This window comes from Psychroserpens sp. SPM9 (assembly GCF_025153525.1).
In the GTDB taxonomy this organism is placed as follows: Bacteria; Bacteroidota; Bacteroidia; order Flavobacteriales; family Flavobacteriaceae; genus Psychroserpens.
This window is the reverse complement of record NZ_JANZNR010000007.1, coordinates 69,639-94,652: the sequence shown is the minus strand read 5'-3', so window position 1 is coordinate 94,652 and position 25,014 is coordinate 69,639. Positions and strand designations below refer to the sequence as shown.

Here is a 25,014-nt window from a genome sequence, read left to right as displayed (position 1 = left end):
TTCACTGACATTTCTAAACGGGTATTTATGCCTATAGGTTATTAATATTTGAGAAAGTTGTACAAATTCAGTTTAACGAATAAATTAGCTGTACCTTTGCACTTAATAAAAGAATGACGCTATAAATTAGATGGTCATTTGCCAAATAATTTTTATGTCATTTCAATCTTTAGGCTTATCTGAGCCTTTACTAAAAGCAATTAGTAAAAAAGGATACGAAACTCCAAGTCCAATTCAAGAAAAAGCCATTCCTCCTGTATTACAAGGAAGAGATGTTTTAGCTTCGGCGCAAACAGGAACAGGAAAAACAGCAGGTTTTACCTTGCCTTTATTACATTATTTGTCTGAAAATCCGAAAGAAAAATTCAGACCTATTCGCGCCTTAATTTTAACTCCAACACGCGAATTGGCCGCTCAGGTTTATGAGAGTGTTAAAGATTATAGCACGTTTTTAAATATTAAAAGTGCTGTGATTTTTGGAGGTGTCAATCAAAAACCTCAGGTGGCAACCTTACGACGAGGTGTTGATGTTTTAGTGGCGACTCCTGGTCGTTTATTAGACTTGCAAAATCAAAATCTATTATCCATAAAACGCGTTGAAGTATTTGTTTTAGATGAAGCCGATCGTATGTTAGACATGGGTTTTTTAAGAGACATAGAACGGGTTATGAAATTGATGCCAGACAAACGTCAGAACTTGATGTTTTCGGCCACCTTTTCTAAAGACATAAGAAAACTAGCTAATAGTATTCTGAACAATCCGGTTCAAGTTGAAGCTACTCCTGAAAATTCTACAGTTGATGCTATTTCTCAAAAGGTCTACCGGGTAGCTAAAAACAAAAAGACGGGCTTAATTATTAAGCTTATTTCTGAAGGCAACTGGAAACAAGTTTTGGTATTTACCAGAACAAAGCATGGAGCTAACCGACTCACAAAAAAGATGGTTTCTGCGGGCATAAGTGCTGCGGCCATTCACGGAAATAAAAGTCAGGGAGCAAGAACCAAAGCATTAGCAGGATTTAAAAACGGAAGTGTTCGTGTGATGGTTGCTACCGATATTGCTGCACGCGGATTGGATATTCCGTTGTTACCACATGTGGTGAATTTTGAATTGCCTAATATATCTGAAGATTATGTACACCGTATTGGTAGAACAGGTAGAGCAGGAGCTAATGGGCAAGCCTTATCGTTGGTAAGTGCAGATGAGACCTCGTATTTAAAAAGTATTGAAAAGCTTATCGACGAACGTATTGAAGTAGAAATTGTTGAAGGCTTTGAACCCGATCCTAATGCATCAACCGAACCTATCAAACCAGGTCAAAACAGGCAGCAAGGACGCGGTAACCGAAATTCAAATCCAAGACAGTCTTCAAGGAATAAAAACCATGCTAGTAAACGAAAAAGTAATAATTCCAGACGACGCAACGACCGAAGAAATTAATTAAATACGGACTATAGTTGTTCGCTGTGACGTGACAATCTTTAATTGATACTACAATGACAGAAGTTTTAAAGCAAAAGATAATAGGCGTTTGCGATACAAAAATTGCTCAAAAAGGAGCCGATGTAGGCGTTTCTTTTTATGCCTTTTTTAAAAATAAAAACGATACTCCAGAATTATTGATGGAAGCAGCTACTTGGTGGATTAAAACACAGCAATTAGATCATTTTGAAAAAGCAGTTAAAATTAAAATGCTTGTTGAACATAGCTAATGGAGACTCAAAAAAACAATCCGTTACACGGTGTAAAACTAGAGCAGATACTTACCGAATTACAAGCTCATTACGGTTGGGAATATATGGGTTATCAAATTAAGATACGCTGTTTTACTCACGATCCATCAATAAAATCGAGTTTAAAATTTTTAAGACGAACTCCTTGGGCGCGGACTAAGGTAGAAGCCATGTATTTGGAAATGCTGCGTAAAAGACCTTAAAATCTTTAGCATATTAGTTATAGGAAAATAATAAGTGTCATTATTCCCTGAAAAAGTATATAGAATTACTATCTGTGAATTCTGTTGGGCGCGCCGAACCGTCAAACCCGATAGCTAAGTGCATTTTGTCATTAGTTTCAAATTCTAGGATGCCAAGTAAACTTTGTGATTCACCTGATTCTAGTATAGTAATGATAAGATCCAATTCTATAGGTGTAACTTTTCTATTCAGTTTGTAAGTTAATTTTGCCTTTTGACCTTTCATGAAAAATTCTTTTCCTCCCATTTTTTGACCGTTACTTTCAAAAAGCGCATAGCCTTCTTCATCAAAAGACACATAGCCAATATCGCCTTTGTCTTCACCTTTCCATTTGCCAATGATACTGATTTCAGTTTCCACAGATTGAAACGATAGAAGAGGAATAATAACAAATAGGACGACTAATTTTTTCATGGCTATATAGTTAAGTGTTCTTAAAAGTAATAAAAATTAAGTAATTAGAATTGATTTTCAGTAATTGGAAATGCTAATGTCTTTCCTTTCTTTTTATTGAGATAACGACGTAGCACACCACCTTTAACATTATTAACATCAAACTCAACAATAAAAGCCTGTTCATCAATATCGATAACTATACGATACATTTTTTTGATGTCAATACGATTTATAATGGTGTGAATAATATCAAAATCCTCAATTTCACCTGTGCTTCCGAAGCCTTTTTTGCCTTTATATAAAGTCATTCCTGCGCCAAGCTCAGTAATAATAGCAGCTTTTATTTTTTCGTATTCTTTAGATACGATGGTAATTCCGATAAAATCTTCAAACCCCTCAATAACCAAGTCGGTCACTTTTGCTGTCACAATATAAGTAAGAATGGAGTACATGGCGACTTCAGTAGAAACCACAAAGGCAGTAATGGTAAACAATATGACATTAAATAGGAGGATTACTTTACCAATACTAATTCCGAAGCGGTCATTAATAAAGACTCCTAAAATTTCGGAGCCGTCTAAAACTGAACCATTTCTAATCGCAATTCCGATACCTGCACCAAGAAATAAGCCGCCAAAAATGGAGATAAGAAATTTGTCATCGGTTATGGTCATGAAGTTTTCAAAATGAATAAATAATGCCAAACCTAAGATGCTTATTATGGATTTGATGACAATTCGTTTGGAGACTGTATAATAGCCTAGAATTAAAAACGGAATACTAAAAAGAATCAGTAAATATGATAAATTAATATCAACCTGAGTTTTAATCAAAAGTGCGACACCAGTAACACCACCATCTAAAAATCCGTTAGGTAATAAAAACGCTTTTAAACCAATGCTAGCCAAAATAATGCCTAAAGCAATTTGGAAATATTCTGAAGTAAGTTGAAAGTATTTAGCACGTTTTGTTAGCATAAGGTATGGGTTATTGGAGTTGTCTTAATTTGTATGTTCTAGTTTTGAGACAAGATTTTCATGGACTAAGATAGTTAAATTGTTTTAGTAGCGGTAGGATTAACAATTACAGAAAGACGAACAAACTTAATTTTATGATGGTTTACAATAAATAGATTAATTTGTTTTAAATGATTCGTAATCAGTTTTATAAAATGAAAAATTAACCAAATTATTTTGTATATTTAAACTCTAATAGCTTTAAATCAAAATACCATTTCCCAAAAGGCTAAAACATTGTATCTCATTCTCTGACAATGATAAGCTACGCTATCTCTTTAATGAAGTTATTCAATAAAAAAAGTTTTAGTTATGTATTCAGTAAATGGGAAAATATTACACCAAGAAACACAAAAGGGATTATCAAATCTAATAGTTGCATTTTACAATATCCACTTTCAAAAATGGAACGAGGACACCTCGCAATCATTCCGATTGGGTTCTACTTTTACAAATAATAAAGGTGAATTTCGTTTTGAGTTTGAAAACGGATTATATGATAAGTATAAATCTTCAGATTTTGCGCTCTGTGTTTTTACGCCAGATATAGGTAAAAGTAAAAGTAAAATTGGTCAAACAAGCCAACAGCGTTTAATTCATATAGCTCAATTTGAAGTCAGCAAATCTGGCAATACAGATACAAGTATCATATTAATTAAGCCAGAACAATTATCGATTTCAGAAGAAAAAAAGGCTTTAGACTCACCAAAGGAAATAGAAAGTCTAACTGAGGCTCAAATATTAAAGAATACTTTTGAAACTCTAGAAATACAACGTGTTGAGTTAAATAAGGTTTTTAAGCCAATACTCAAAAAAAGAAGCCAGATTAAAACTGATGCAAAAAATTTAGTTGATAAAATTTTACAGGTATCAAGATTTAAAAATGGACAAAGAGAACGATTTGTTTTGCCATCAGAGGATTCAGCTCCAATAATGGACTCAGTGATAGAAGAAGGACTTCAAAAGATGGAAAAAATGACTCCATCAATGAAAGGCATGCAAATATCAGTAAGTTCCCTAAGTAAAGTTTTTCCAGACCTCAGCGGTATAAATATTTCAGAAAATCCAGATGCTCTTCCTGATACAATAAATTCGGGTTCAATAAAAAATCAAATTCTAACAGAAGGCGCTAGTATTGGTCTTTATAAAGAAAATGACTTTAAATCAACATGTAAGAAAGTCTCTATGCTTCAAAGTATTGAATCTATAGAAGATGGTGGTTCTGAAGAACATTCAAATTTAGAATTAGATGAATCGATAGATAGTGATACAAATACTGACCCTACTGTTTCACCAAATGTTGATCCAACTGATCCAAAAAGTAAAATTAACGAATGGTTAATCAATGAGATTAACAGACCAATAAATTCAAATAGTACAGAGATACCTTCACGACCAAATGATCAAGATATTAATGGTAATTTAAATAAAGATATTAAAGTCGGTCCAGCCGATACGGTTGCCTTTCATGATTTTCATTCGCTTAAAATAGCATTTAAAAATGTATGGACATCTTCTGTAGATAGAGAGTTTTCTAAAACTTTACAAGATATTTATCTTGAAACTGTTATTGTAGCAGAAGAATATGGCGTAGATGCACAGGCAGACTTTACAGAAATTGAAGATTTAGAAAACTTAATATCTGTTTTAAACGATAAGGTTGCTGAAATTAAAACAGTATCAGCCATTCCCAGTAACTTGGCATCTTGGTTGGGAGAATCTATAACTAAATGGAGGTATTTGTCTGAAGAACAACGGAACAAAATAAAAACACTGTTTTGGATCTATAACATTACAATAGAAGGGAAGACTGTTAGTGATCCTTTACACTTAGCAGTTACAGTTATAATAACAAATAGACCACTAAGAAAAGTTGTGGTTGAGGTAATCAAGCAAGGAGATATCCCTAGAAGAAAAGTTTTTGCAAATGTGCCAATTTATATAAATCATGATAAAGCGTTTATTTGGCACCCTAGTGAAAAACCAGACTATTTAAGAGAAGAAGCTTTAAAACTACTAAGAGTAAAAAGCGATGCACCATCTATAGGTAGAACTGAGGAGCTGCTCATTGGTATTAAAAATAAATTAGCTCAAGGTTATCGTTTTGACATATTTAAACCAGACACTTATAACTTTGGAATATTAGCGACTTACAGACAAAAATGGGAACCATTGTCCTATCAAGTAGGTGATCTTGTTGCCACTATACCATTAGCTCCAGGTGAGAAACGTACATTCCAAAAGAAACAATCAAAAGTGACTAAAAGGATGCAAAAAGAGATAGAGAATTCTATTTCTACTCGTCGTTTTGAATCCAATCAAACCAATCGAGCAGATGCTGAAATTGTAAACAAAGCTCAACATTCTACTAATTTTTCGATGACAACCAATGGAAGTATATCAGCATCATTTGAAGGGTTTACGGGAGAGTTTTCTTATGGCACTCAGTTTTCCAATAACCAATCACAAGAATCCGCAAGTACAAAAAGGAATTTTAGAGAAGCGGTACGAAAAGCATCTTCAGAATATAAAAATGAACATAAACTCGAAGTGTCTACAGAAGATACATTTAGTTCGGAAGTAACAGAAACAGGTGAAATCTCTAATCCTAATAATGAAATAACAGTGACGTATCTTTTTTATGAACTACAAAGACGTTTTAAGGTCAGTGAAGAGTTGTATAAAATAACTCCAGTTATCCTTGTTGCTATGGATGTTCCAAAACCTAATCAAATTACTGAAACCTGGTTGTTAGAACACGATTGGATTTTACGAAGAGTTCTACTTGACGATAGTTTAGATGATGCTTTAGATTACTTGACAGATTCGTTTGCTGGTGACGAATTAGGTGTAGAGATTTTAAGAGCACAATGGGAAACTCAAATGAGTTTGGTCAAAGATTTAAAATCGGACTTCTCTACTCACACAAATTTAAGAAATACATTGAGACAAGGATTTAACAGCGCCACTGCATCTGCTTCGGTAGAAGCGCACAGAGAAGGTGCAATAGATGGTTTATGGGAGTCATTTTTTGGTGATAATATAGAAGAAGCACAGGCTAAGTCTAAGAGTGAAGCTGCAGATCGATTACTTCAATGGGCTGAAAGTGATTTAGCTCTGGTTGATGATAAATTAAGGGACGCTTTACAAGGCTTGCAAAGTACGACCAGTGCTTATATTGAAGCTTTAAGACAAAGGTTAAATCGTAGAGTCTCTATTGATCAACTTAAAATTCATGTTAAGCAAAATATTTTATACTATATGCAAGCTATTTGGGCACATGAACCAGCTGATCAGCGTTATTTCCGTATTTATGATTTACCAGTGAAAGCACCTTTAACAGGAGGGGAATGTAAAGTGCTAAAAGACACTTTAAAACCATCAATATTGTTTGATGGGTTTGGAAATACGAAAGAAGAAGAATATGTGTCTGTCCAATGTCCTCCTCCACAACAAGGAACACCAAAAGAATTACAAGAAATTGCAGACTTGTCTCGACTCATAGGTTTTAAAGGGAATTATGCTATTTTTCCACTTACTGAATCTAATGGAATTACACATTTTATGATGCAAGATTACGTGCATGACCATTATGGTCTTGTTGACCCAGATCCTAAAGCATCTGATAACTCTGTTGAAGATTTAATGGATTTCAATAAATGCATAGACGCTACACATCTCAATCCAAACAACCCTATAAATAGAGTTAATCCTGAGGCTGTCAAAGGATTATTAAAGGACGCTATAGCAGATGGTCGATTTAGAAGCGAAGAAATTGTAGTGCCATCAGGTCAGCTCTATATAGAGGCTTTACCGGGAACTCACACGGTTTTAGAAGATTTTAAATTAAGACATAGAGCTGCAGATGTGATTAAAGCGCATAGTGAAATTAGAGGTATTGAATTAGAAAACATACGTAAAGCATCACGAATAATTGATGGTCAATATGATGATCCAGATACAGAGAAAACAGTGGTTATAGACTCTAATAATGAAACTGATATTGATGTTGATGTAAATTAATTTAGTAGGATGGGACAGCCCTTTGATTTTTTAGACAGATTAACAAATGAAGCCGATAAGCTAAAAGGAGATACTACTAAAGTATTAGATAAAGTAGGTCAAAAGCTAGAATTAACTAAAGAAGAAATACATAGTTATATAGATGATGCTATACAATCGATTTTAAATAACTTAAAGACTAGTGAAATAGCTCGTAAGAATATGGTGAATTTCCTTCAAGGAATTATGGAAGGTGCTACCAATTCTACATTTGAAATTGATGCTGATGATAAATGGACTTTAGTTGGTGTTGCCGGAAGTGTAAATCCTGCCTTTGTTGGTACTGCTATAGTATTTAATTTAGTTCCTTTTTCAAAAGGCTATATTAAAGGGTTTAAAAGTGGTGCGACAGAGACAACCAAATTAATAATTGCTATTTTGGATGGTACACTTAAAGAGCAAGTGGAACTATTTTTAATGCTATTACAACATTCTAATGCGAATAAATTTAGAGATTTTGGAAAGAAAATAGGGTTGGAGAATGCCAACAAAATTGAAAATATAATAGCTAAAGGTCATTCAGCAATTGTTTATGAAGCAGGTGTGCTTTTTGGAATAGCAATGTTTGAGTTTTTCTTTTTTAAAGGTGTTGCTAGTATCTTTAAAGGTTTGGCTAAAACTATTGGAACGAAATTAAAGCCAAGTAACGTGGGAAGTAATAGTGTTCCTGATTCTAATTTAATTGACAAACATACGGGTCTAGAAAGACGAAAAAAGCGAAAAAATCTGACAGGTATTGTTAACCCTGTAGCGTTTAAAGTTATGCAAGAACGCTTAAATTTTTGGCTTAAAAGTTCGGCCACTGCCAAGGCTCTCAAACATGCAAAAAAAAGAGATCGTACAGCTTGGAAGGCCAAAATAAAAAAAATGGATGTATTACAAAAAAAAGTGCTACGCCTTGTAAATATACTTAAGCAAAGATACCCGAAAGGGAAAATACCTGAAACAGATACTGAATTAATAAAACTTGTTACCAATCTAGAGGAAGCAAAAAAATTAGGAGCTAGTATGTATACTAGTTTAAGAAACAGAATTTGGAGTAGGTTATTAAATGATGCCGATATGGGTAAAGTTTTAATAGTTAATTCTTTAGCTTTTCATCAGGATTCTTTTCTTAAAGCCATGCAAAGAGGGTTTCTTAAAAAGAAATGGGTGGATAGAGGTACAGCAATTAAATTGTTGAAAAATTATTTTAGCAAAAAAGAAAATGTCAGCAAGTTTTGGAACAATAAAAATATTAAAAATTTAAACTTAGTTAATGTGTTTTTGTCAGTGTATTCTGTGCGTTTAGCAAAAACGGGTAAAGGTTATGTTATACGGGTAAGAACTGGAAAAAATAAATGGGATACATTGCAACTAGATCATTTCCAGCGACAAAAAGAGTATCCGTTTTTAGCAGCCAATAATCATAATTTAAGTTTTACAATTCCAAATGAGAACATGCATTTTTTAGAGCTCATACGTAATCTCGATGAATCCATATTTGCTGATGTAGATTTAGTGAAATTTGGTAATTTAAATGATGTAGACTCCATAGTTCAGTTCAGTCAAAAACATTACTCTACAATAAGCATCATAAGACAGGAATTAGGTTACAAAAAGAAAAAAATAGAAGAAGTCGATGAGGTTGTTTTTGATTTTGATTCAATTGATGAAACAACGGTTTTGGATTTTTCAAAAAACGCAAGCGAAACTCAAAAAGAAGTCGTTGAAGTCCCTGCAGGAAATCGAAAAAAATAAACGGAATTAATTTATCTTTTTTAATCCTTCGTAAACCACAATAGCTACTGCATTCGCAAGATTTAAACTTCTAATGTGTTTGCTATACAATGGTATTTTATAAAGCTGTGTATTGTACTTTTTAATTAATGATTTTGGTAAGCCAATCGATTCTTTTCCGAAGATAAGAAACATATCCTTTTGAAAAGGGATTTCCCAATGTGATGTTGTAGCATGACTTGAGAATAAGGCAAATTCTTTATGTTGATGCATTTTGAAAAAGGCTTCTGTCGACTCATAGATGGTGACATCGAGATGTTGCCAATAATCGAGTCCTGCACGCTTTAAGCGGCTATCAGTTAATTCAAAACCAAAAGGTTTTACAAGGTGTAGTTTGGATCCGGAAGCCAAAGCCAAACGGCCAATATTACCAGTGTTGTTTGGGATTTCGGGTTCAAATAAAACAATGTTAAGTGCCATAAAATAGTAAAAGCCTAAATTAAGTAATAATTTAGGCTTTTACTGGATACAGCATTAAAAAAGTCTATTTTTTATTCTGCTGCTTTTTTATAGTTTCACTATCAATATTGAAAGTGTTTGTTTCTGTTTTTCTTGCTATTCCTTCTGGATTAGTCGGATGATTTTGTTCTGTTTTTCTTTTAAATTTCTTATTATCTTTAATAATTCCCATGTTTTTTAGTTTTTGTGATTCACTTTAATATAAGAAATAGCTTACGAAATTGTATTAAAACTATCTTAAGATTCTGTTCAAATTTTGTTAAAGCGAGTAGAATTACTCTTCGATTGCGCCAATATCATCAATATCGTCTTCGTAGTCGTCTTTTGGGTCTGGACCGAATTTGTTTGGACCGTAGGTGCCTTCAGTAGCGACAAGTACAATATACCAAATACGACCAATGATAGGAATGAAATTGACAAATAAATAGCCGCCACTTTTTCCAATATCGTGTAAGCGTCTTACATTAAGTGCCAACCAAGGAATTAGGGTTCCAAGAAAATAAAAACCTAAAATTGAACCTACTACTGGAGTTCCAAAAAAATCATCAACCAGTGAGGCATAAAGCATGACTAAAATAACAATAATCAATTGTACTAAGACAAACATCCAATATTCTTTACGTCTGGCTCTACCAGAAAAATTGGCATAATTATCACGAATTACCTTTAAGTACCAATACATTAGATGTTGTTTAAAATAGCCTGGGTAAATTTACTAATATCTTTAATACCATGGTTTGATAAAAATGTAATGAAGGCACTGCCAATAATGGCGCCTTTTGCGTATTGCGTGGCTTGCGAAAAGGTCTCGTGATTTGAAATTCCGAAGCCAACAATTTGAGGGTTCTTTAGATTCATACCGGCAATACGTTTGAAATATGAAGTTTGGGTTTCTCCAAAACCACTACTGCTTCCTGTGACACTTGCTGAGCTTACCATGTAAATAAATCCGTTAGAAATAGAATCAATAAAGTTTATGCGCTCTACTGAGGTTTGAGGTGTGATTAAAAAAACATTAATCAAACCATAGGTTTCAAAAGTGGATTTATACTGCTCGTTGTAGACATCGATAGGCAAATCGGGTATGATGAGTCCGTCAATACCAATCTCCTTACAGGTTTTACAAAAAGCTTCCACACCATATTGGAGGATCGGATTAAAATAGCCCATAATAATCAACGGAATTGAAACGGTTTTGCGAATGTCTTTTAACTGATTGAAAAGTATTTCGGTGGTCATGCCGTTTTTTAAGGCTTGCGTAGAACTCGCCTGAATGGTTGGGCCATCGGCTAATGGATCGCTAAATGGCAGGCCGATTTCTATCATATCGACTCCGCTTTTTTCAAGATTTTGGATAATGCTAACGGTATCGTTTAGGGTTGGATATCCCGCTGAAAAGTATATGGAGAGTAGCTTTTTGTCTTCTTGTAGTTTTTTATTTATTCTGTTCATGGTTTTTCGTTTTCTTCTCTAGTGAGATGCTGAAATAAATTCAGCATGACGTGCTTGGTTGGTTTTTTTGTTATTCTGAGTTTGTTTAAGGTTCAGTATGACGATTGGATACAACGAGTCGTCACCCTGAACTTGTTTCAGGGTCTCATTAGATGATTAAAGTCTTAAGATTCGGATTTTTCTCTTTTATTAAATTTAGTTTCCATTCTTTCTTCCAGTTTTTAATTTGTTTTTCTCTAGCTATAGCTTGTTCAATAGCACTGAATTCTTCAAAATATATTAAATCTTTTAGATTGTACTTTTTTGTGAATTCAGAGCCAGTTCCGTTTTGATGTTCAGTTACTCTTTTGGTTAAATCAGATGTTACACCAACATAGAATGTTGTTCTGTAGGTATTGGTCATGATATAAATGTAACTGCTTTTCATTTTCTTTTCTAGTGAGATGCTGAAATAAATTCAGCATGACGCGTTTGGTTGGTTTCTATTTACTATTCTTGATTTTTTTAAGGTTAAGATTAGTACTTATTGTTGTTCTTTTTCTAGTGAGATGCTGAAACGAGTTCAGCATGACGCAATTGATTGTTTTTTTATTTCTAGTGAGATGCTGAAATCAAAGATTCATGAATACCTTAAGCTAAAATGGATATTTATGAATAAATAAATTCAGCATGACGTGCTTGGTTGGTTTTTTTGTTATTTTGAATTGGTTCAAGGTCCAGCATGACGTAATTGATTTTTATTATTTGTTATTCTGAGTTTGTTTGAGGTTTAGATTAGTATTTTTTTTGCGTTAAGGATTGAAAGGTTTATTTGAGCTCATCTTTGATAGCGAGCCTTGAAAGCCTGTCTGCCGACAGGCAGGCCTGGCCCTTGTGGTAACGCCATCCTGCTACAGTTTAAAATAATCGATATAGTTTTGTAAATCTTTATCACCACGACCTGAAAGATTCATAATTACAATATCTTCAGGTTGAAACTTTTTTTGAGCCAAAACCGCAAAGGCATGAGAACTTTCTATCGCAGGAATAATCCCTTCTAGCTGACTCAACTCTAAACCAGCAGTCATCGCTTCATCATCGGTAATTGAGATGAATTCGGCACGACCAGATGTATATAAGTGTGCATGCATTGGGCCAACTCCAGGATAATCTAAGCCCGCCGAAATAGAGTAGGGCTCTGTAATTTGTCCGTCGTTGGTCTGCATCAACAGTGTTTTACTTCCGTGAATAATACCTTCACGACCTAAGGCTGAGGTAGCAGCGCTTTCACCAGAATCAATCCCTTTACCAGCTGCTTCCACTGCTATAAGATTCACCTCTGTATCGTCCAGATAATGATAAAACGCACCTGCGGCATTGCTGCCACCACCAACACAGGCTATGACATAATTAGGTTTTGTAGTGCCTTCTTTGTCTTTGAGTTGCCACTGAATTTCTTCGGAAACCACCGATTGAAACCTCGCAACCATATCAGGATAAGGATGCGGTCCAACAACGCTTCCAATAATATAATGGGTATCAACAGGATTATTAATCCAGTCGCGAATGGCTTCATTGGTAGCATCTTTTAATGTCCGACTACCTGAAAGTGCTGGTCGGACTTCAGTGCCCAGCATTTTCATGCGAGCCACATTGGGTGCCTGACGCGCAATATCAATTTCTCCCATATATACAATACATTGCATGCCCATTAGCGCACAGACTGTTGCAGTTGCTACGCCGTGTTGTCCAGCGCCAGTTTCGGCTATGATTCGGGTTTTTCCTAAACGTTTTGCCATTAAAATTTGTCCGATCGTATTATTGACCTTATGCGCACCTGTATGGTTTAAATCTTCACGCTTCAAATAAATTTTGGTGTTGTATTTGTTGCTTAATCGTTTGGCGAAATAGAGAGGCGAAGGACGTCCTACATAATCTTTTAAGAGTTGATCAAATTCTTTTTTAAAAGAAGGTTCGGCCATTATTTTGAGATAGTTCTGGCGTAATTCTTCGACGTTTGGATAGAGCATTTCTGGAATATATGCGCCTCCAAATTCACCGTAATAGCCTTTGTCGTTGATGTTGTATGTCATTTATTTCGTTTTTTGTCACTCATAACTTCTTTAAGAGTCACATTCAATAGTTATAATACATTTATTTTCATGAGATGCTAAAATCAAAGATTCAAGAATATCTTAATAGGGAAAGATATTTACGAATAAATAAGTTTAGCATGACCTTGCATTAGGTTTGAATTAATGTTTTAAATTCTTTTAGTTTTTCTATGTTTTTTAAGCCTAAATTCGTTTCGAACTTACTGTTTACATCTAATGAATGGCAAAAAACGGCCTCAGGTCTTTTTAAAAATGATAACAATTTATTTAATTCATTAAGACCAATGCCACCACTTAAAAAGAAGGGTTTTATTGATGAGTAATTTTTTAAAACACTCCAATCAAAAGTGAAACCGTTTCCTCCTGGTTGTTTTCCTTTGGTATCGAATAGATAGAAATCACAAACGTCTTCATAAGGTTCTAAAGTATTAAAGTCGAAGCTATCTTTTATAGAAAACACTTTTATTACAGTACAGTTTAGATCTTGTAATTGTTTGCATAGTTCTGGCGATTCGTTACCATGTAATTGGACACCATGTAATTGATGTTTCTGTATAATGCCTTTTATGTAATCATAAGTGGCATCGACAAATACGCCAATCTTTTTAATATGTTCGGGTAATTCTGGAATAACGTTATTAAAATAACGTGGTGAATTTTTGTAGAAAATAAAACCCATGTAATCTGGATTTAATTTCGCAACATTTAAAATGTTGTCTTTAGTTTTCATTCCGCAGACTTTTAATTTCATGATTGTAAGTCTTTTATAAATTGAGTAGCACTGTCGCCAGGATCATTAGTTTTCATAAAGTTTTCTCCTATTAAAAAGCCTTTATAACCATAAGGTTGTAGGGTTTTAATAGCTTCAACATTACTAATGCCACTTTCAGAAACTTTTACAAAATCGTTTGGAATCATTTTGCTTAGTTGCTTGCTGGTTTCTAAGCTAACCTCAAAGGTTTTTAGATTTCGATTGTTTACGCCTAACATATCAAGGCTTGGCATTAAAGATTTATGGAGTTCTTCTTCGTTGTGAACTTCTAGTAATACATCAAGTTTAAGCTGTTTGGCCAATTCTGAAAATGCTTTAATTTCGGCTTTAGTTAAAATGGCAGCAATGAGTAAAATTACGTCTGCACCATAAGCTTTAGCTTCAATAATTTGATAACTGTCTATAATGAATTCTTTCCGAAGAAGCGGTAAATTGCAACTGGCTCGTGCGGTGAGTAAATCGTCTAAGCTACCACCAAAATACTTGCCATCGGTTAAAACAGACATACCACAAACACCAGCATTTTGATACCCTCTGGCAACATCAAAAACATTTAAATTGTGATTAATGACTTGCTTTGAAGGGGAACGACGTTTATGTTCGGCAATAATTCCTGTATTGCTGTGTCTTAGTTTATCAGATAGTGATACAGTTTCTCTTTCAAACAAAACGGAAGCTTCCAGTTGTTTTACAGGAATAAGTTGCTTTCGAAGGTCAACTTCGATGCGTTTATCGTTTACTATTTTATCTAATATGTTCATTTTGTTGTTAACCTGAACAGGTTTCAGGTTCTCATTATTTTTATATTATTATAACCTAAGCTTCATGACTGCTTAAAGTTATTATTTACTCAATTCTATTAAGCGCTCTAAACTTGCTTTTGCTCTTCCACTTCCTAAACTATCCTGAGCTAAATAAAACCCTTCTTGATGCGAAATGCCTTTTACGGTAGCTATGGCTAATCCTGCATTAGCGCAAACCACATTGTTTTGAGCATCGGTACCTTTACAATTCATGATGTTTTTAAAGATTTTAGCGGCTTGTTTTACTGAAGACCCTCCAAATATTTCACTTTGTTCGATTTGTTTTAATCCTAAATCTGCTGGACTTAACATGGTTTCTGTAGTATTGGAAATGATTTTTGCATTTCCGGTTAATGAGATTTCATCATAACCATCTAAAGCGTGAACAATGCTATAGTTTTTGTCGGTATTTTGGTAGAGATAGCCATAAATACGCTGCAATTCTAAATTGAATACACCAACCATTTGATGTTTTGGAAAAGACGGATTTACCATTGGACCTAACATGTTAAAAAAGGTCTTCACACCTAATTCTTTGCGGATTGGTGCCACATTTTTCATAGCTGGATGAAATAAAGGCGCATGGAGAACACATATATTTGCTTGGTCTATGGCGTATTTTAAAAAGTCTGATTTATTCGAAAAATGAATCCCTAAGGCTTCCATGACATTAGATGATCCAGAAGCAGATGAGACGCCATAATTACCATGTTTAGCTACTTTTACTCCAGCGCCAGCCGTGATAAAAGATGCGATTGTAGAGATGTTGAACGTGTCTTTTCCGTCGCCACCTGTTCCACATAAATCAATTGCGTTAAAGTCGGATAAATCTATAGGAATACAAAGTTCTAATAAGGCATCTCTAAAGCCTTGCAATTCTTCAAGAGTTATACTTCGCATCATGTAAATTGTAAGAAAAGATGCAATTTGACTTTGATTGTATTTGCCTTCTGAAATATTTACCAATACCGTTTTTGCCTCCTCGCGAGAAATGCTTTCGTGGTTGATTAGTCTGTTTAGTATTTGCCTCATAGTATTTCCCGAGAAAGCGGGAATCTTTTAATTAAACTTTAATTTTTATGTCTCAATATATTTTATGACCTAGCATCATAGGTTTTTACAACCGTTAACTATTGACCCAGTTTTCTAAAATTTGTTTGCCGTTTGGTGTCAATACCGATTCGGGATGGTATTGAACGCCTTTAACATCGTAAACCTTGTGTCTTAACGACATAATTTGTCCGTTACTATCAAAAGAAGTCGCTTCTAAGACCTCAGGTAAATTGGTATGTACGACCCAGGAATGGTAGCGACCAACTTCAATAGTCTTTTCCATGTTTTTGAATAGGACTTCGTCGTCTACAGTAATATCAACCTGAGTGGCAACACCATGATAAACATCATCGAGATTAACAAGGGAGCCACCAAAAACTTCACCAATGGCTTGTTGCCCTAAGCAAACACCTAAAATGCTTTTGGTAGGTGCATAGGTTTTGATAATAGCTTTTAATAATCCGGCTTCGTCAGGAATGCCTGGTCCTGGAGATAGTACAATTTTTTGAAAAGCCTCAACGTCTTTAAGCGTGAGTTTATCATTTCGTTTTACGGTAACTTCGCAATTTAGGTCCTCTAAATAGTGGACTAAATTATAGGTGAAGCTGTCGTAGTTATCTATTACTAATATTTTCATGTTCAGTTCCCATGAAAGTGGGAATTTTATTAATTAAACTTGTGTTTGTTTTAGTGTTGCGTTGCGTTAAGGATTGAGGCTTTGTTGGAGCTCCTCAAAAGAGAGCGACTGCCGAAAGCCTGACCCTTGTGGTAACGCCCTAATTTTAAATATCTTCAGCCATTTCAATCGCTTTTGTTAAGGCACCTAATTTGTTATAGACCTCTTGTAACTCGCTTTCTGGATTTGATTTTGAAACCAATCCAGCACCAGCTTGCCAATGCAGTTTATGATTTTTACTCATAAACGTTCTAATCATAATGGCGTGATTATAGTTGCCGTTAAAGTCCATAAAACCAATAGCGCCACCATAAAAAGCGCGACTTGTTTTTTCGTATTGTTCTATCAACTGCATCGCACGATGTTTAGGCGCACCACTCAATGTTCCGGCAGGAAATGTATCGGCAACGACTTGCATGGTTGGCGTTTTATCATGAATTCTTCCTGTGACTTTGCTTACCAGATGGATCACATGAGAGAAGAATTGTGCTTCGCGATAGGTTTCAACTTTAACCTGGCTGCCATGACGGCTCAAATCGTTTCTAGCGAGATCGACGAGCATGACATGTTCGGCATTTTCTTTATCGTCTGCAGCGAGTTGCTTGGCTAATTTTTGATCGTCTTCATCATTTCCCGTTCTTTTAAATGTGCCTGCGATGGGATGAATTTCGGCCTGGCCATTGTTGACGACCAATTGGGCTTCTGGTGAGCTTCCGAAGATTTTAAAATTCCCGTAGTCAAAATAAAAGAGGTAAGGAGAAGGGTTGATACTTCTTAAGGCACGATATACATTAAACTCATCACCTTTAAAGGCCTGAGCGAATTTTTTTGAGAGCACGAGTTGGAAAACATCGCCTCGAGCACAATGCTTTTTAGCGAGTTCTACGTGGTCTTTATACTCGTCATCGGTAAGATTGGATGAAATATCAGAATCGGTTTTAAAGGTATAAGATGCAAAGTTTTTAGAACGGATTAATTGTAAAACCTCGTCTATATTATTTTCAGCTTCAAAACAATGTGCAAAAATATAGGCTTCATTTTTAAAGTGATTAATGGCGATTATGTTTTGATAAACTGCATAATAAATATCAGGAATATCAAGAGAATTAGGTTTTTTGCTTATCTCAACATCTTCAAAATATTTTACTGCATCATAGGCCGTATAACCAAAAATACCATTGTTTATAAATTTAAAGTCTTCTTCAGAATTCACTTTAAATCGCTTTGTGAATTTGTGTATTTCTTCGGTTACTGAAATGTTTAAGGCATTATTAGTTTTAGAACTGCCGTCAGGATAGTTTTGTTCAATACAATTGTCTTTAACTTTTATAGAAGCAATAGGATTGAAGCAGATGTATGAAAAACTGTTATCATTGGCATGGTAATCACTACTTTCTAAAAGAATACTGTTTGGAAATTTATCTCTAACTTTTAAATAAATGCTCACCGGTGTTATGGTGTCTGCTAATATTTTTTTGTAATGTGTATATAAACTAAATGTTTTCATTTGATTGTATTAAAAAAGGCTTGTCGTGAATGACAAGCCTTTTTGATATGTTATTTTAAAATATACCTATAGGGTTAGTTCACGAAGTTGTTGTTTCGAGAGTTCCACCACCAAGTATGATTTAAATTTGTATTCATTGTAATTATAAAGTTCAAATATAGCCATCAAATTTTAGTTTTCAAATTTAATTGCATAAAAATGAAAAAGATTCCCAATGTTTAGGAATCTTTTTCGTCAATAATTGCTATTAATCTAGGGTTTATTAGAATTTTAAAATGACATTTAAATCAAATTCATCATAAATAGCTTTGTCTTTAAGTCCGTCAAAGAAGCTAGCCGATCCATACTTGATATCGTATTTTGTTCTATCCACTTTAAAGTTGGCTGTTGCCGTATTGTTTTTAACCGTCATGGTGAAGGTTGTCGGGTGTGTTTTACCTTTGATTGTTAAGTCACCAGTAACCGTATACGTTTCTTTTTTACCATCAACTTTGGTGATTTCAAATGTGGCTTCAGGATAATTTGCAGACCCAAAAAAGTCATCTGATTTTAAGTGACCTTCTAATTTTTCTTTTCCTTTTCCAGCTTTTAAATCGGTAACATTAATACTTGTCATGTCCATTGTGAAGTGGCCTCCAACAAGTTTTTGATCTTCGAATTTAAGTGTTCCATCGCTTAATGAAATTGTGCCTTCATGTGATCCCGTTACTTTATGACCTTTCCAGGTAATTGTTGAATCTTTAACCTTAACATCTTTACTGAAGATGGTTGTAAATGACGCAAATGACATTGCTAAAATGATGATAAATGCTGGTTTTAAAATGTTTGTTTTCATTGATTTTAATTTTTGTTTATGATCTTAATTTGTCTAATAATAAATTCAAAGTTGTTAGCTCTGATGGGTTTAAATTTTTTGTAATATTGATGTTGCTTTGTTTTACTTTTTCGTCTAATTCACTTAAAAGTTCTAAGCCTTTAGCTGTGATTAAAATTTCTATTTTTCTTCTGTTTGTCGGACAAGTTTGACGGGTAACAAGGTTTTTCTTTAATAATTTATCGATCAAGCGGGTTGTATTACTCATCTTATTTAGCATGCGCTCTTGAATGGTGCTCAAATTTGCGGGCTGTCCTTTTTGACCTCTTAAAATTCTCAATACATTGTATTGTTCAGATGATAAATCGTAAGCTTTAAAGTCTGTTAATGCCTTTTCTTTTAACCAATTATTTGTATAGATTAAATTAATAACTGCTTTGTCATTTTCATTGAGCTTTACGGTACTTTTAATATCTGATTCTATAGACATATGTATATACAATTGTTGTATGTACAAATGTATAACACAAAATCCTTTAATTTTTTAATGTTTTGTTAAATTTATGGAAGTCCGTTGTTTGATGCTTAAATTTATAACATGAAATATGCTGTACTCATTATATCCTTAGTACTGTTTTGCTTTAAAAGCGAGATAAAAGAAACTAAAACATCTCAAGCCTTTGTTACTGAATTGTCTTCAGAGGATTTGAAGGTGCTTAATTTTAATGAACTCGAATCCTATCTCAGTAAAAAAGATGCGAATAAAACCTATGTGGTTAATTTCTGGGCAACATGGTGCGCGCCTTGTGTTAAAGAATTGCCTTATTTTGAACAGTTAAATGCTAATTATTCAGGAAAAAATGTTGAAGTTATTTTGGTAAGTTTAGACTTTCCGAAGCAAATAGAAACAAAGCTAAAACCGTTTCTTAAAACCAAAGGCTTAAAAAGTGAAGTCTTAGTATTAAACGATGTAGATTCTAATACATGGATCCCAAAAGTTAATAAGGATTGGTCTGGCGCCATTCCAGCAACACTTATTTACAATAAAAACAAGAAAGCGTTTTACGAACGCTCATTTGATTATAAAGAATTAGAAACCGAATTACAACAATTTATTAAATAACACATTATGAAGAACACACTAAAAATGATATTAGCATTAGTTGTAGTGGTGGCAACATCGGCATTTACAACTGTTGGAACAGGTTATGATATTGGAGATATTGCAACCGATTTTAAATTAGAGAATATTGATGGTAAAATGGTATCGATGGCCGATTATAAAGATGCCAAAGGATTTATCGTCATTTTTACATGTAACACTTGTCCGTACGCAGTAGCCTACGAAGATCGTGTTGAAGCCTTAAACAAAAAATATGCAGACAAAGGTTATCCGGTTATTGCTATCATGCCAAATAACACCGATGTTAAACCTGGAGACAATATGGAGGCTATGAAAGCTAGAGCAAAAGCTAAAGGCTTTACATTTCCTTATTTGATGGATAAAGGTCAAAAAATTTATCCGCAATACGGGGCTACAAAAACACCTCATGTTTATGTGTTAGAGAAAACTAAAAAAGGACCACAGGTTAAGTATATTGGCGCCATTGATGATAATTACCAAGATGCCAGTGCGGTTACAAAAACCTATGTTGAAGATGCGGTGGATGCCTTACTTGACGGCAAAGCAGTACCAGAAACAAAAACAAGAGCTATAGGTTGTTCTATAAAGGTATAAATGTTAAATAATTTAAATTTTATGAATCCGAAGTGTAACACTTCGGATTTTTTTTCGTCTTTATTTAAAATATCCTAACGAAAAGTTAAATTTGCATGATTATTGATGTATAAAAATATGGCTGATTTAACACAACAAGAATGGACATCACAATTAGTTGCAGATTCAAATGCAGTTATTTTAGATGTTAGAACAGATGAAGAGCTGGCAGGAGGAATTATTCCTAATGCTATTGCGATCGATATTTATAAGGGTCAGGAGTTTCTCGATGCGATTAAAGCATTAGATACTTCAAAATCTTATTATGTATATTGTAGGTCTGGAGGCCGAAGTGCTCAAGCTTGTAGTGTAATGAATCAGTTAGGTTTTAAAAACACATATAATCTTATTGGAGGCTTTAACGAATGGTTAGGTGAAGTAGCTTCAATCTAAAAATCAATCAAAATGAAAAACAACGTACTTATTTATTGTTTTGCACTATTTGCCCTGGCATTTAGTTGCACCGAACAACAGCAAAGTGAAATTAAAATGGTTTCTCCTGAAGAAATGCAATCGCTTTTAGAACTAGAAGATGTTCAATTAGTAGATGTTAGAACAGAAGAAGAGTATAAAGAGGGCTATATCGAACACTCTCAAAACATAGATTTTAAATCGCCAACGTTTGAAGAAGACATCGTAAAACTAGACAAAACAAAACCTGTCGTCGTCTACTGTAGATCTGGAGGACGAAGCGGTAAATGCTCAAAGAAACTCAAGGAAGCTGGCTTTGTTAAGATTTATGACTTAGAAGGCGGACTCGAAAAATGGAAATTTAAAGGTCTCGAAGTTAAAACTTTCGAATAATAATATTAAACCGAACCTATGTTCGGTTTTTTTATGCACACCATTTAAGGGTATTAATGATATCTTAATACTGTCGATAAATCTTATAGTTTTTCATAAATTAGCGTCTTCCAAAACCTAATTATTCTCATGAAGAATTTAATTATTACGCTACTAAGTATATTAGCGTTTTCTATAACGACAACAGCTCAAGTTTTTAAACCGGTTAAGTGGGAAACTTCCGTAGAAAAAATTTCAGATACCGAATATGATTTAATTTCAACAGCAACCATAGATAGTGGCTGGCATTTGTATTCTCAAAATGTACCTGAAAATGGTCCAATTCCTACAACTTTTACATACAAAGCTAATAATGACTATGAGTTAAACGGTAAGACTTCAGAAGATGAAGGACACACAGTAGACGATCCTGTTTTTGATATGGTGATAAAGTTCTTTGAGGACAAAGCCCAATTTAAACAGCGTATTAAAGTTTTAAATCAGGAATTATCCATCGTTGAAGGCGAAGTTGAATTCATGGTTTGTGATGATGAAAAGTGTCTGCCTCCAGATTATATCGATTTGGTATTTCAACTTAAAAAAACGGAAGCTTCAGATGAAAACTCAAGCTTGTCTCCTTTTGGTTCACCCGAAGGCATGTCGCAAATACTTGAACCCGTAAAATGGAGTACTTCTGTAGAAAAAATTTCAGATACCGAATTTTATTTAGTTTCAAAAGCGACTGTTGATAACAAATGGCATCTGTATTCTCAAAACGTTCCAGATGGAGGACCTATACCAACCACTTTTGAATATGAGCTCCCTGAAGGTATAACACTCGTCGGAAAAACAGCAGAAGAAAAAGGGGTCACGGTTGATGATAAAGTCTTCAAAATGAAAGTCAAATATTTTGAGAATTCAGCTGAATTTAGACAAAAAATCAAGCGTTCTAATCCAGATATTAAAAGCATTACTTCTGAAGTTGGATTTATGGCTTGTGATGATAAGCAATGTTTGTCACCTAGTTTTTTAGACCTAGAATACGATTTAACTAAAGCGGTTCAGGTTACAGATAAAGGGGTTCCTGAAGATGAAGGCGATACTCGTGGCCTATGGTCTATTTTCTTTGTCGCCTTTTTGTCTGGTTTTGTAGCCTTGTTAACACCTTGCGTGTTTCCAATGATTCCTATGACGGTTAGTTTCTTCATTAAACAAAGTCAGTCTAAAGCAAAAGGTATTCGAAATGCGGTTATTTATGGCTTATCCATCATCGTCATTTATGTATTGTTAGGTACTATTATAACGGCCATTTTTGGAGCCGATGCATTAAATGCTTTAGCTACAAACGTTTGGTTTAACTTGATATTTTTTGCTTTATTAGTCGTATTTGCAATCTCCTTTTTAGGTGCTTTCGAAATTGTATTGCCTAATTCTTGGGCAAACAAAGCCGATCGACAAGCAGATCGTGGCGGACTCATAGGTATATTTTTTATGGCACTTGCATTAGCCATTGTGTCGTTTTCTTGTACAGGACCAATCGTTGGTACTATCTTAGTAGAAGCTGCTTCCAAAGGTGGTATCGCTCCAGTTATTGGAATGCTCGGTTTTTCAACGGCTATTGCTTTACCTTTTGCCTTATTTGCAGCCTTTCCAGGATGGTTAAATTCTTTACCAAAATCTGGAGGATGGCTCAATACCGTCAAAGTTGTTTTAGGCTTTTTAGAATTAGCCCTGGCCTTTAAATTTTTATCGCAAGCCGATTTAGTATTGCAATTACATTTCCTAGAACGAGAAGTATTTATTGCGATTTGGATTGCAATTTTTGGAACCTTGTCTTTATATCTCTTCGGAAAGATTCAACTACCGCATGATTCTCCACTGAAACATATTTCGGTGGGTAGATTGTTATTTGGACTCTTAACTTTAACGTTTACCATCTATATGATTCCCGGACTTTGGGGTGCGCCGTTAAATTTAATAAGCGCCTTTCCGCCTCCATTAGATTATAGTGAATCGCCATATGGTGTCGGGAATTCTAAAGGCGGAGGAGCAGCCAGTCATTCCGATTTGCCAGATGGTGGTCATTTATTAGCACCTCATGATATTTTAGCTTTTAATGATTATGATAAAGGTCTGGCCTATGCTAAAAAAATAGGGAAACCTGTCATGATTGATTTTACAGGTTGGGCTTGTGTAAATTGCCGTAAGATGGAACAGAATGTATGGGTGAAACCAGAAGTCTTATCGAAGCTGAAAAATGATGTGGTTTTAATTTCTCTCTATGTAGATGAGCAAATTAAATTTCCGGAAGGTGAAGCTCCAGATTCTAAATTAAGACCTGGTAAAAAACTCAGAAATACAGGTCAAAAATGGAGTGAAATGCAAACCATAAAATACAAGACCAATACACAGCCTTATTATGTGCTTATGGATCACGATGAAAATAATCTGATTGAACCTGTTGGTTATACACCAGATGCTGTAGAGTATACAGAATGGCTTACCAAAGGCATTAATAATTTTGAGAAATAACAACCTAAATGTACAAAAAGGGCAAGTCTAAACTTGCCCTTTTTTTTACTCTATACTAAGCCGATTTTAATTTATCAGCATGTAATTGTCTCAGTTTTGCCAATTTTGGTGTAATGACAAAACTACAATAGCCTTGGTTTTGGTTATTGGCATAGTAATTTTGATGTGCAGCTTCAGCTTCAAAGAATGGTCCTAGCTCACTTATTTCAGTAACAATAGGAGCATCATAATAGGAAGCCATTTCCTTTAAAACCAAATCTGCCACTTTCTTTTGGCTATCGTCATGATAAAAAATCACCGAACGATATTGGGTTCCAACATCAGCACCTTGACGGTTTAATGTTGTAGGATCATGACTCGTCATAAAAATAACCAGTAAATCTTGGTAAGAGATAATGTCTGGGTCAAAGGTTACTTGAACCACTTCGGCATGTCCTGTTAAACCTGAACAGACTTCACGATAAGTAGGTCTGCCAGGAACGGTTCCGCCACTGTAGCCTGAGACTACTTTTTCTACACCTTTCACTTCGTTGTAAACCGCTTCAATACACCAGAAACATCCAGCTCCAACGGTTAATTGTTCTAATGTTTTATGTGTCATTATTTGTGCTCCTCTACTTTAGAATCTAATTGCATAGATTCAGAATTAATACAATAACGTAAGCCACTTGGCTCTGGTCCGTCTGGAAATACATGTCCTAAATGCGCATCACAGGTGTTGCACATAACTTCTACGCGAACCATACCAAACGAACTGTCTTTTTCATATTTAATCGCATTGGGTTTGATAGGCTGAGTAAAACTAGGCCAGCCTGATCCAGATTCAAATTTTATAGTCGAATCAAACAATGGTGTATCACAACAAATACAATTGTATTGGCCTTCGTCATAAATGCTGCACAACGCGCCACTATGTGGACGTTCGGTGCCTTTTTGGCGTGTGATTCTGAATTGTTCTGGAGTTAGTTGCTGACGCCATTCGGCATCCGTTTTTTCAACTCTACGATCTGGAGTAGGATTGCCATTAACGGCAAAGTTGATGAGGTCTTTCCATGTTAACATA

27 protein-coding genes are annotated in these 25,014 nt (G+C 34.7%); 10 read left to right on the top strand and 17 right to left on the bottom strand.

Translation table 11 applies throughout. The features are described from left to right. Positions 1-154 precede the first annotated feature (154 nt). Genes N4270_RS14185 through N4270_RS14175 form a run of 3 tightly spaced genes read left to right on the top strand, consistent with a single transcriptional unit; the run spans position 155 to position 1,937 of the window. The gene (locus N4270_RS14185) at positions 155-1,441 is read left to right on the top strand and encodes a DEAD/DEAH box helicase (RefSeq protein ID WP_260098004.1); all 1,287 of its coding nucleotides are present in this window, start codon (positions 155-157) and stop codon (positions 1,439-1,441) included. Positions 1,442-1,497: 56 nt separating this feature from the next. Next, positions 1,498-1,713, top strand: coding sequence for a DUF6500 family protein (locus N4270_RS14180; RefSeq protein ID WP_260098003.1), 216 nt, complete (start codon positions 1,498-1,500; stop codon positions 1,711-1,713). Then, positions 1,713-1,937, top strand: coding sequence for a VF530 family protein (locus N4270_RS14175; protein WP_260098002.1), 225 nt, complete (start codon positions 1,713-1,715; stop codon positions 1,935-1,937). The genes N4270_RS14180 and N4270_RS14175 overlap by 1 nt, the downstream gene beginning before the upstream one ends. A gap of 40 nt (positions 1,938-1,977) precedes the next feature. On the opposite strand, the gene N4270_RS14170 is transcribed toward N4270_RS14175, so the two are convergent. Further along, on the bottom strand, positions 1,978-2,391 hold the full coding sequence (locus N4270_RS14170; protein ID WP_260098001.1) for a hypothetical protein: 414 nt from the start codon (positions 2,389-2,391) through the stop codon (positions 1,978-1,980). Positions 2,392-2,435: 44 nt separating this feature from the next. Beyond that, complete coding sequence (locus N4270_RS14165) at positions 2,436-3,350, bottom strand: YitT family protein (RefSeq protein WP_260098000.1); 915 nt, start codon at positions 3,348-3,350, stop codon at positions 2,436-2,438. A 351-nt stretch (positions 3,351-3,701) separates the two neighbouring features. On the opposite strand from N4270_RS14165, the gene N4270_RS14160 reads away from it, so the two are divergent. Together N4270_RS14160 and N4270_RS14155 are read left to right on the top strand one after the other, a co-directional pair. Beyond that, entirely contained in the window at positions 3,702-7,412 is a 3,711-nt protein-coding gene (locus tag N4270_RS14160; RefSeq protein ID WP_260097999.1) for a hypothetical protein, read from the top strand. Between the two features lie 9 nt (positions 7,413-7,421). Continuing rightward, entirely contained in the window at positions 7,422-9,191 is a 1,770-nt protein-coding gene (locus N4270_RS14155) for a hypothetical protein (RefSeq protein ID WP_260097998.1), read from the top strand. A gap of 6 nt (positions 9,192-9,197) precedes the next feature. Here N4270_RS14155 and N4270_RS14150 read toward each other — a convergent pair whose 3' ends face one another. The 13 genes from N4270_RS14150 to N4270_RS14090 form a co-directional block, all read right to left on the bottom strand. Further along, positions 9,198-9,650: a tRNA (cytidine(34)-2'-O)-methyltransferase gene (locus N4270_RS14150; protein ID WP_260097997.1), complete on the bottom strand. Its 453-nt coding sequence runs from the start codon at positions 9,648-9,650 to the stop codon at positions 9,198-9,200. 64 nt (positions 9,651-9,714) lie between these two features. Beyond that, complete coding sequence (locus tag N4270_RS14145) at positions 9,715-9,861, bottom strand: hypothetical protein (protein WP_260097996.1); 147 nt, start codon at positions 9,859-9,861, stop codon at positions 9,715-9,717. Between the two features lie 102 nt (positions 9,862-9,963). Next, a complete protein-coding gene (locus N4270_RS14140) occupies positions 9,964-10,371 on the bottom strand; it encodes a DUF805 domain-containing protein (protein WP_260097995.1) in 408 nt (135 codons plus the stop codon). Further along, positions 10,371-11,141, bottom strand: a complete 771-nt coding sequence (gene trpA, locus N4270_RS14135) for a tryptophan synthase subunit alpha (protein ID WP_260097994.1) — start codon at positions 11,139-11,141, stop codon at positions 10,371-10,373. The genes N4270_RS14140 and trpA overlap by 1 nt, the downstream gene beginning before the upstream one ends. A 148-nt stretch (positions 11,142-11,289) precedes the next feature. Then, on the bottom strand, positions 11,290-11,568 hold the full coding sequence (locus tag N4270_RS14130; protein ID WP_260097993.1) for a GIY-YIG nuclease family protein: 279 nt from the start codon (positions 11,566-11,568) through the stop codon (positions 11,290-11,292). Positions 11,569-12,031: 463 nt separating this feature from the next. Further along, positions 12,032-13,213, bottom strand: coding sequence for a tryptophan synthase subunit beta (trpB, locus tag N4270_RS14125; protein WP_260097992.1), 1,182 nt, complete (start codon positions 13,211-13,213; stop codon positions 12,032-12,034). A 151-nt stretch (positions 13,214-13,364) separates the two neighbouring features. Further along, complete coding sequence (locus tag N4270_RS14120) at positions 13,365-13,985, bottom strand: phosphoribosylanthranilate isomerase (RefSeq protein ID WP_260097991.1); 621 nt, start codon at positions 13,983-13,985, stop codon at positions 13,365-13,367. Then, a complete protein-coding gene (trpC, locus tag N4270_RS14115; RefSeq protein ID WP_260097990.1) occupies positions 13,982-14,767 on the bottom strand; it encodes an indole-3-glycerol phosphate synthase TrpC in 786 nt (261 codons plus the stop codon). The genes N4270_RS14120 and trpC overlap by 4 nt, the downstream gene beginning before the upstream one ends. Before the next feature lie 81 nt (positions 14,768-14,848). Then, positions 14,849-15,841, bottom strand: coding sequence for an anthranilate phosphoribosyltransferase (gene trpD, locus N4270_RS14110; RefSeq protein ID WP_260097989.1), 993 nt, complete (start codon positions 15,839-15,841; stop codon positions 14,849-14,851). 94 nt (positions 15,842-15,935) lie between these two features. Then, positions 15,936-16,499, bottom strand: a complete 564-nt coding sequence (locus N4270_RS14105; RefSeq protein WP_260097988.1) for an aminodeoxychorismate/anthranilate synthase component II — start codon at positions 16,497-16,499, stop codon at positions 15,936-15,938. 145 nt (positions 16,500-16,644) lie between these two features. Continuing rightward, entirely contained in the window at positions 16,645-18,045 is a 1,401-nt protein-coding gene (locus N4270_RS14100) for an anthranilate synthase component I family protein (protein WP_260097987.1), read from the bottom strand. Positions 18,046-18,307: 262 nt separating this feature from the next. Beyond that, positions 18,308-18,880, bottom strand: a complete 573-nt coding sequence (locus N4270_RS14095) for a YceI family protein (RefSeq protein WP_260097986.1) — start codon at positions 18,878-18,880, stop codon at positions 18,308-18,310. Between the two features lie 16 nt (positions 18,881-18,896). Next, on the bottom strand, positions 18,897-19,349 hold the full coding sequence (locus tag N4270_RS14090; protein ID WP_260097985.1) for a MarR family winged helix-turn-helix transcriptional regulator: 453 nt from the start codon (positions 19,347-19,349) through the stop codon (positions 18,897-18,899). A gap of 108 nt (positions 19,350-19,457) precedes the next feature. Here N4270_RS14090 and N4270_RS14085 point away from each other — a divergent pair, with 108 nt between their 5' ends. The 5 genes from N4270_RS14085 to N4270_RS14065 all read left to right on the top strand — a co-directional run bounded on the left by N4270_RS14085 (position 19,458) and on the right by N4270_RS14065 (position 23,951). Then, a complete protein-coding gene (locus N4270_RS14085) occupies positions 19,458-19,982 on the top strand; it encodes a TlpA disulfide reductase family protein (protein ID WP_260097984.1) in 525 nt (174 codons plus the stop codon). Positions 19,983-19,988: 6 nt separating this feature from the next. Beyond that, positions 19,989-20,597, top strand: coding sequence for a thioredoxin family protein (locus N4270_RS14080; RefSeq protein WP_260097983.1), 609 nt, complete (start codon positions 19,989-19,991; stop codon positions 20,595-20,597). Between the two features lie 117 nt (positions 20,598-20,714). Beyond that, positions 20,715-21,029, top strand: coding sequence for a rhodanese-like domain-containing protein (locus N4270_RS14075; protein ID WP_260097982.1), 315 nt, complete (start codon positions 20,715-20,717; stop codon positions 21,027-21,029). 12 nt (positions 21,030-21,041) lie between these two features. After that, the gene (locus N4270_RS14070; protein WP_260097981.1) at positions 21,042-21,440 is read left to right on the top strand and encodes a rhodanese-like domain-containing protein; all 399 of its coding nucleotides are present in this window, start codon (positions 21,042-21,044) and stop codon (positions 21,438-21,440) included. 129 nt (positions 21,441-21,569) lie between these two features. Next, a complete protein-coding gene (locus N4270_RS14065) occupies positions 21,570-23,951 on the top strand; it encodes a protein-disulfide reductase DsbD (protein WP_260097980.1) in 2,382 nt (793 codons plus the stop codon). A 55-nt stretch (positions 23,952-24,006) separates the two neighbouring features. Here the strand turns inward: N4270_RS14065 and msrA are convergent, their stop codons facing one another. Together msrA and msrB are read right to left on the bottom strand one after the other, a co-directional pair. Then, complete coding sequence (gene msrA, locus N4270_RS14060) at positions 24,007-24,552, bottom strand: peptide-methionine (S)-S-oxide reductase MsrA (protein WP_260097979.1); 546 nt, start codon at positions 24,550-24,552, stop codon at positions 24,007-24,009. After that, the gene (gene msrB / locus N4270_RS14055; RefSeq protein ID WP_260097978.1) at positions 24,552-25,013 is read right to left on the bottom strand and encodes a peptide-methionine (R)-S-oxide reductase MsrB; all 462 of its coding nucleotides are present in this window, start codon (positions 25,011-25,013) and stop codon (positions 24,552-24,554) included. Before msrB ends, msrA begins: the two co-directional genes overlap by 1 nt. Position 25,014 lies beyond the last annotated feature (1 nt).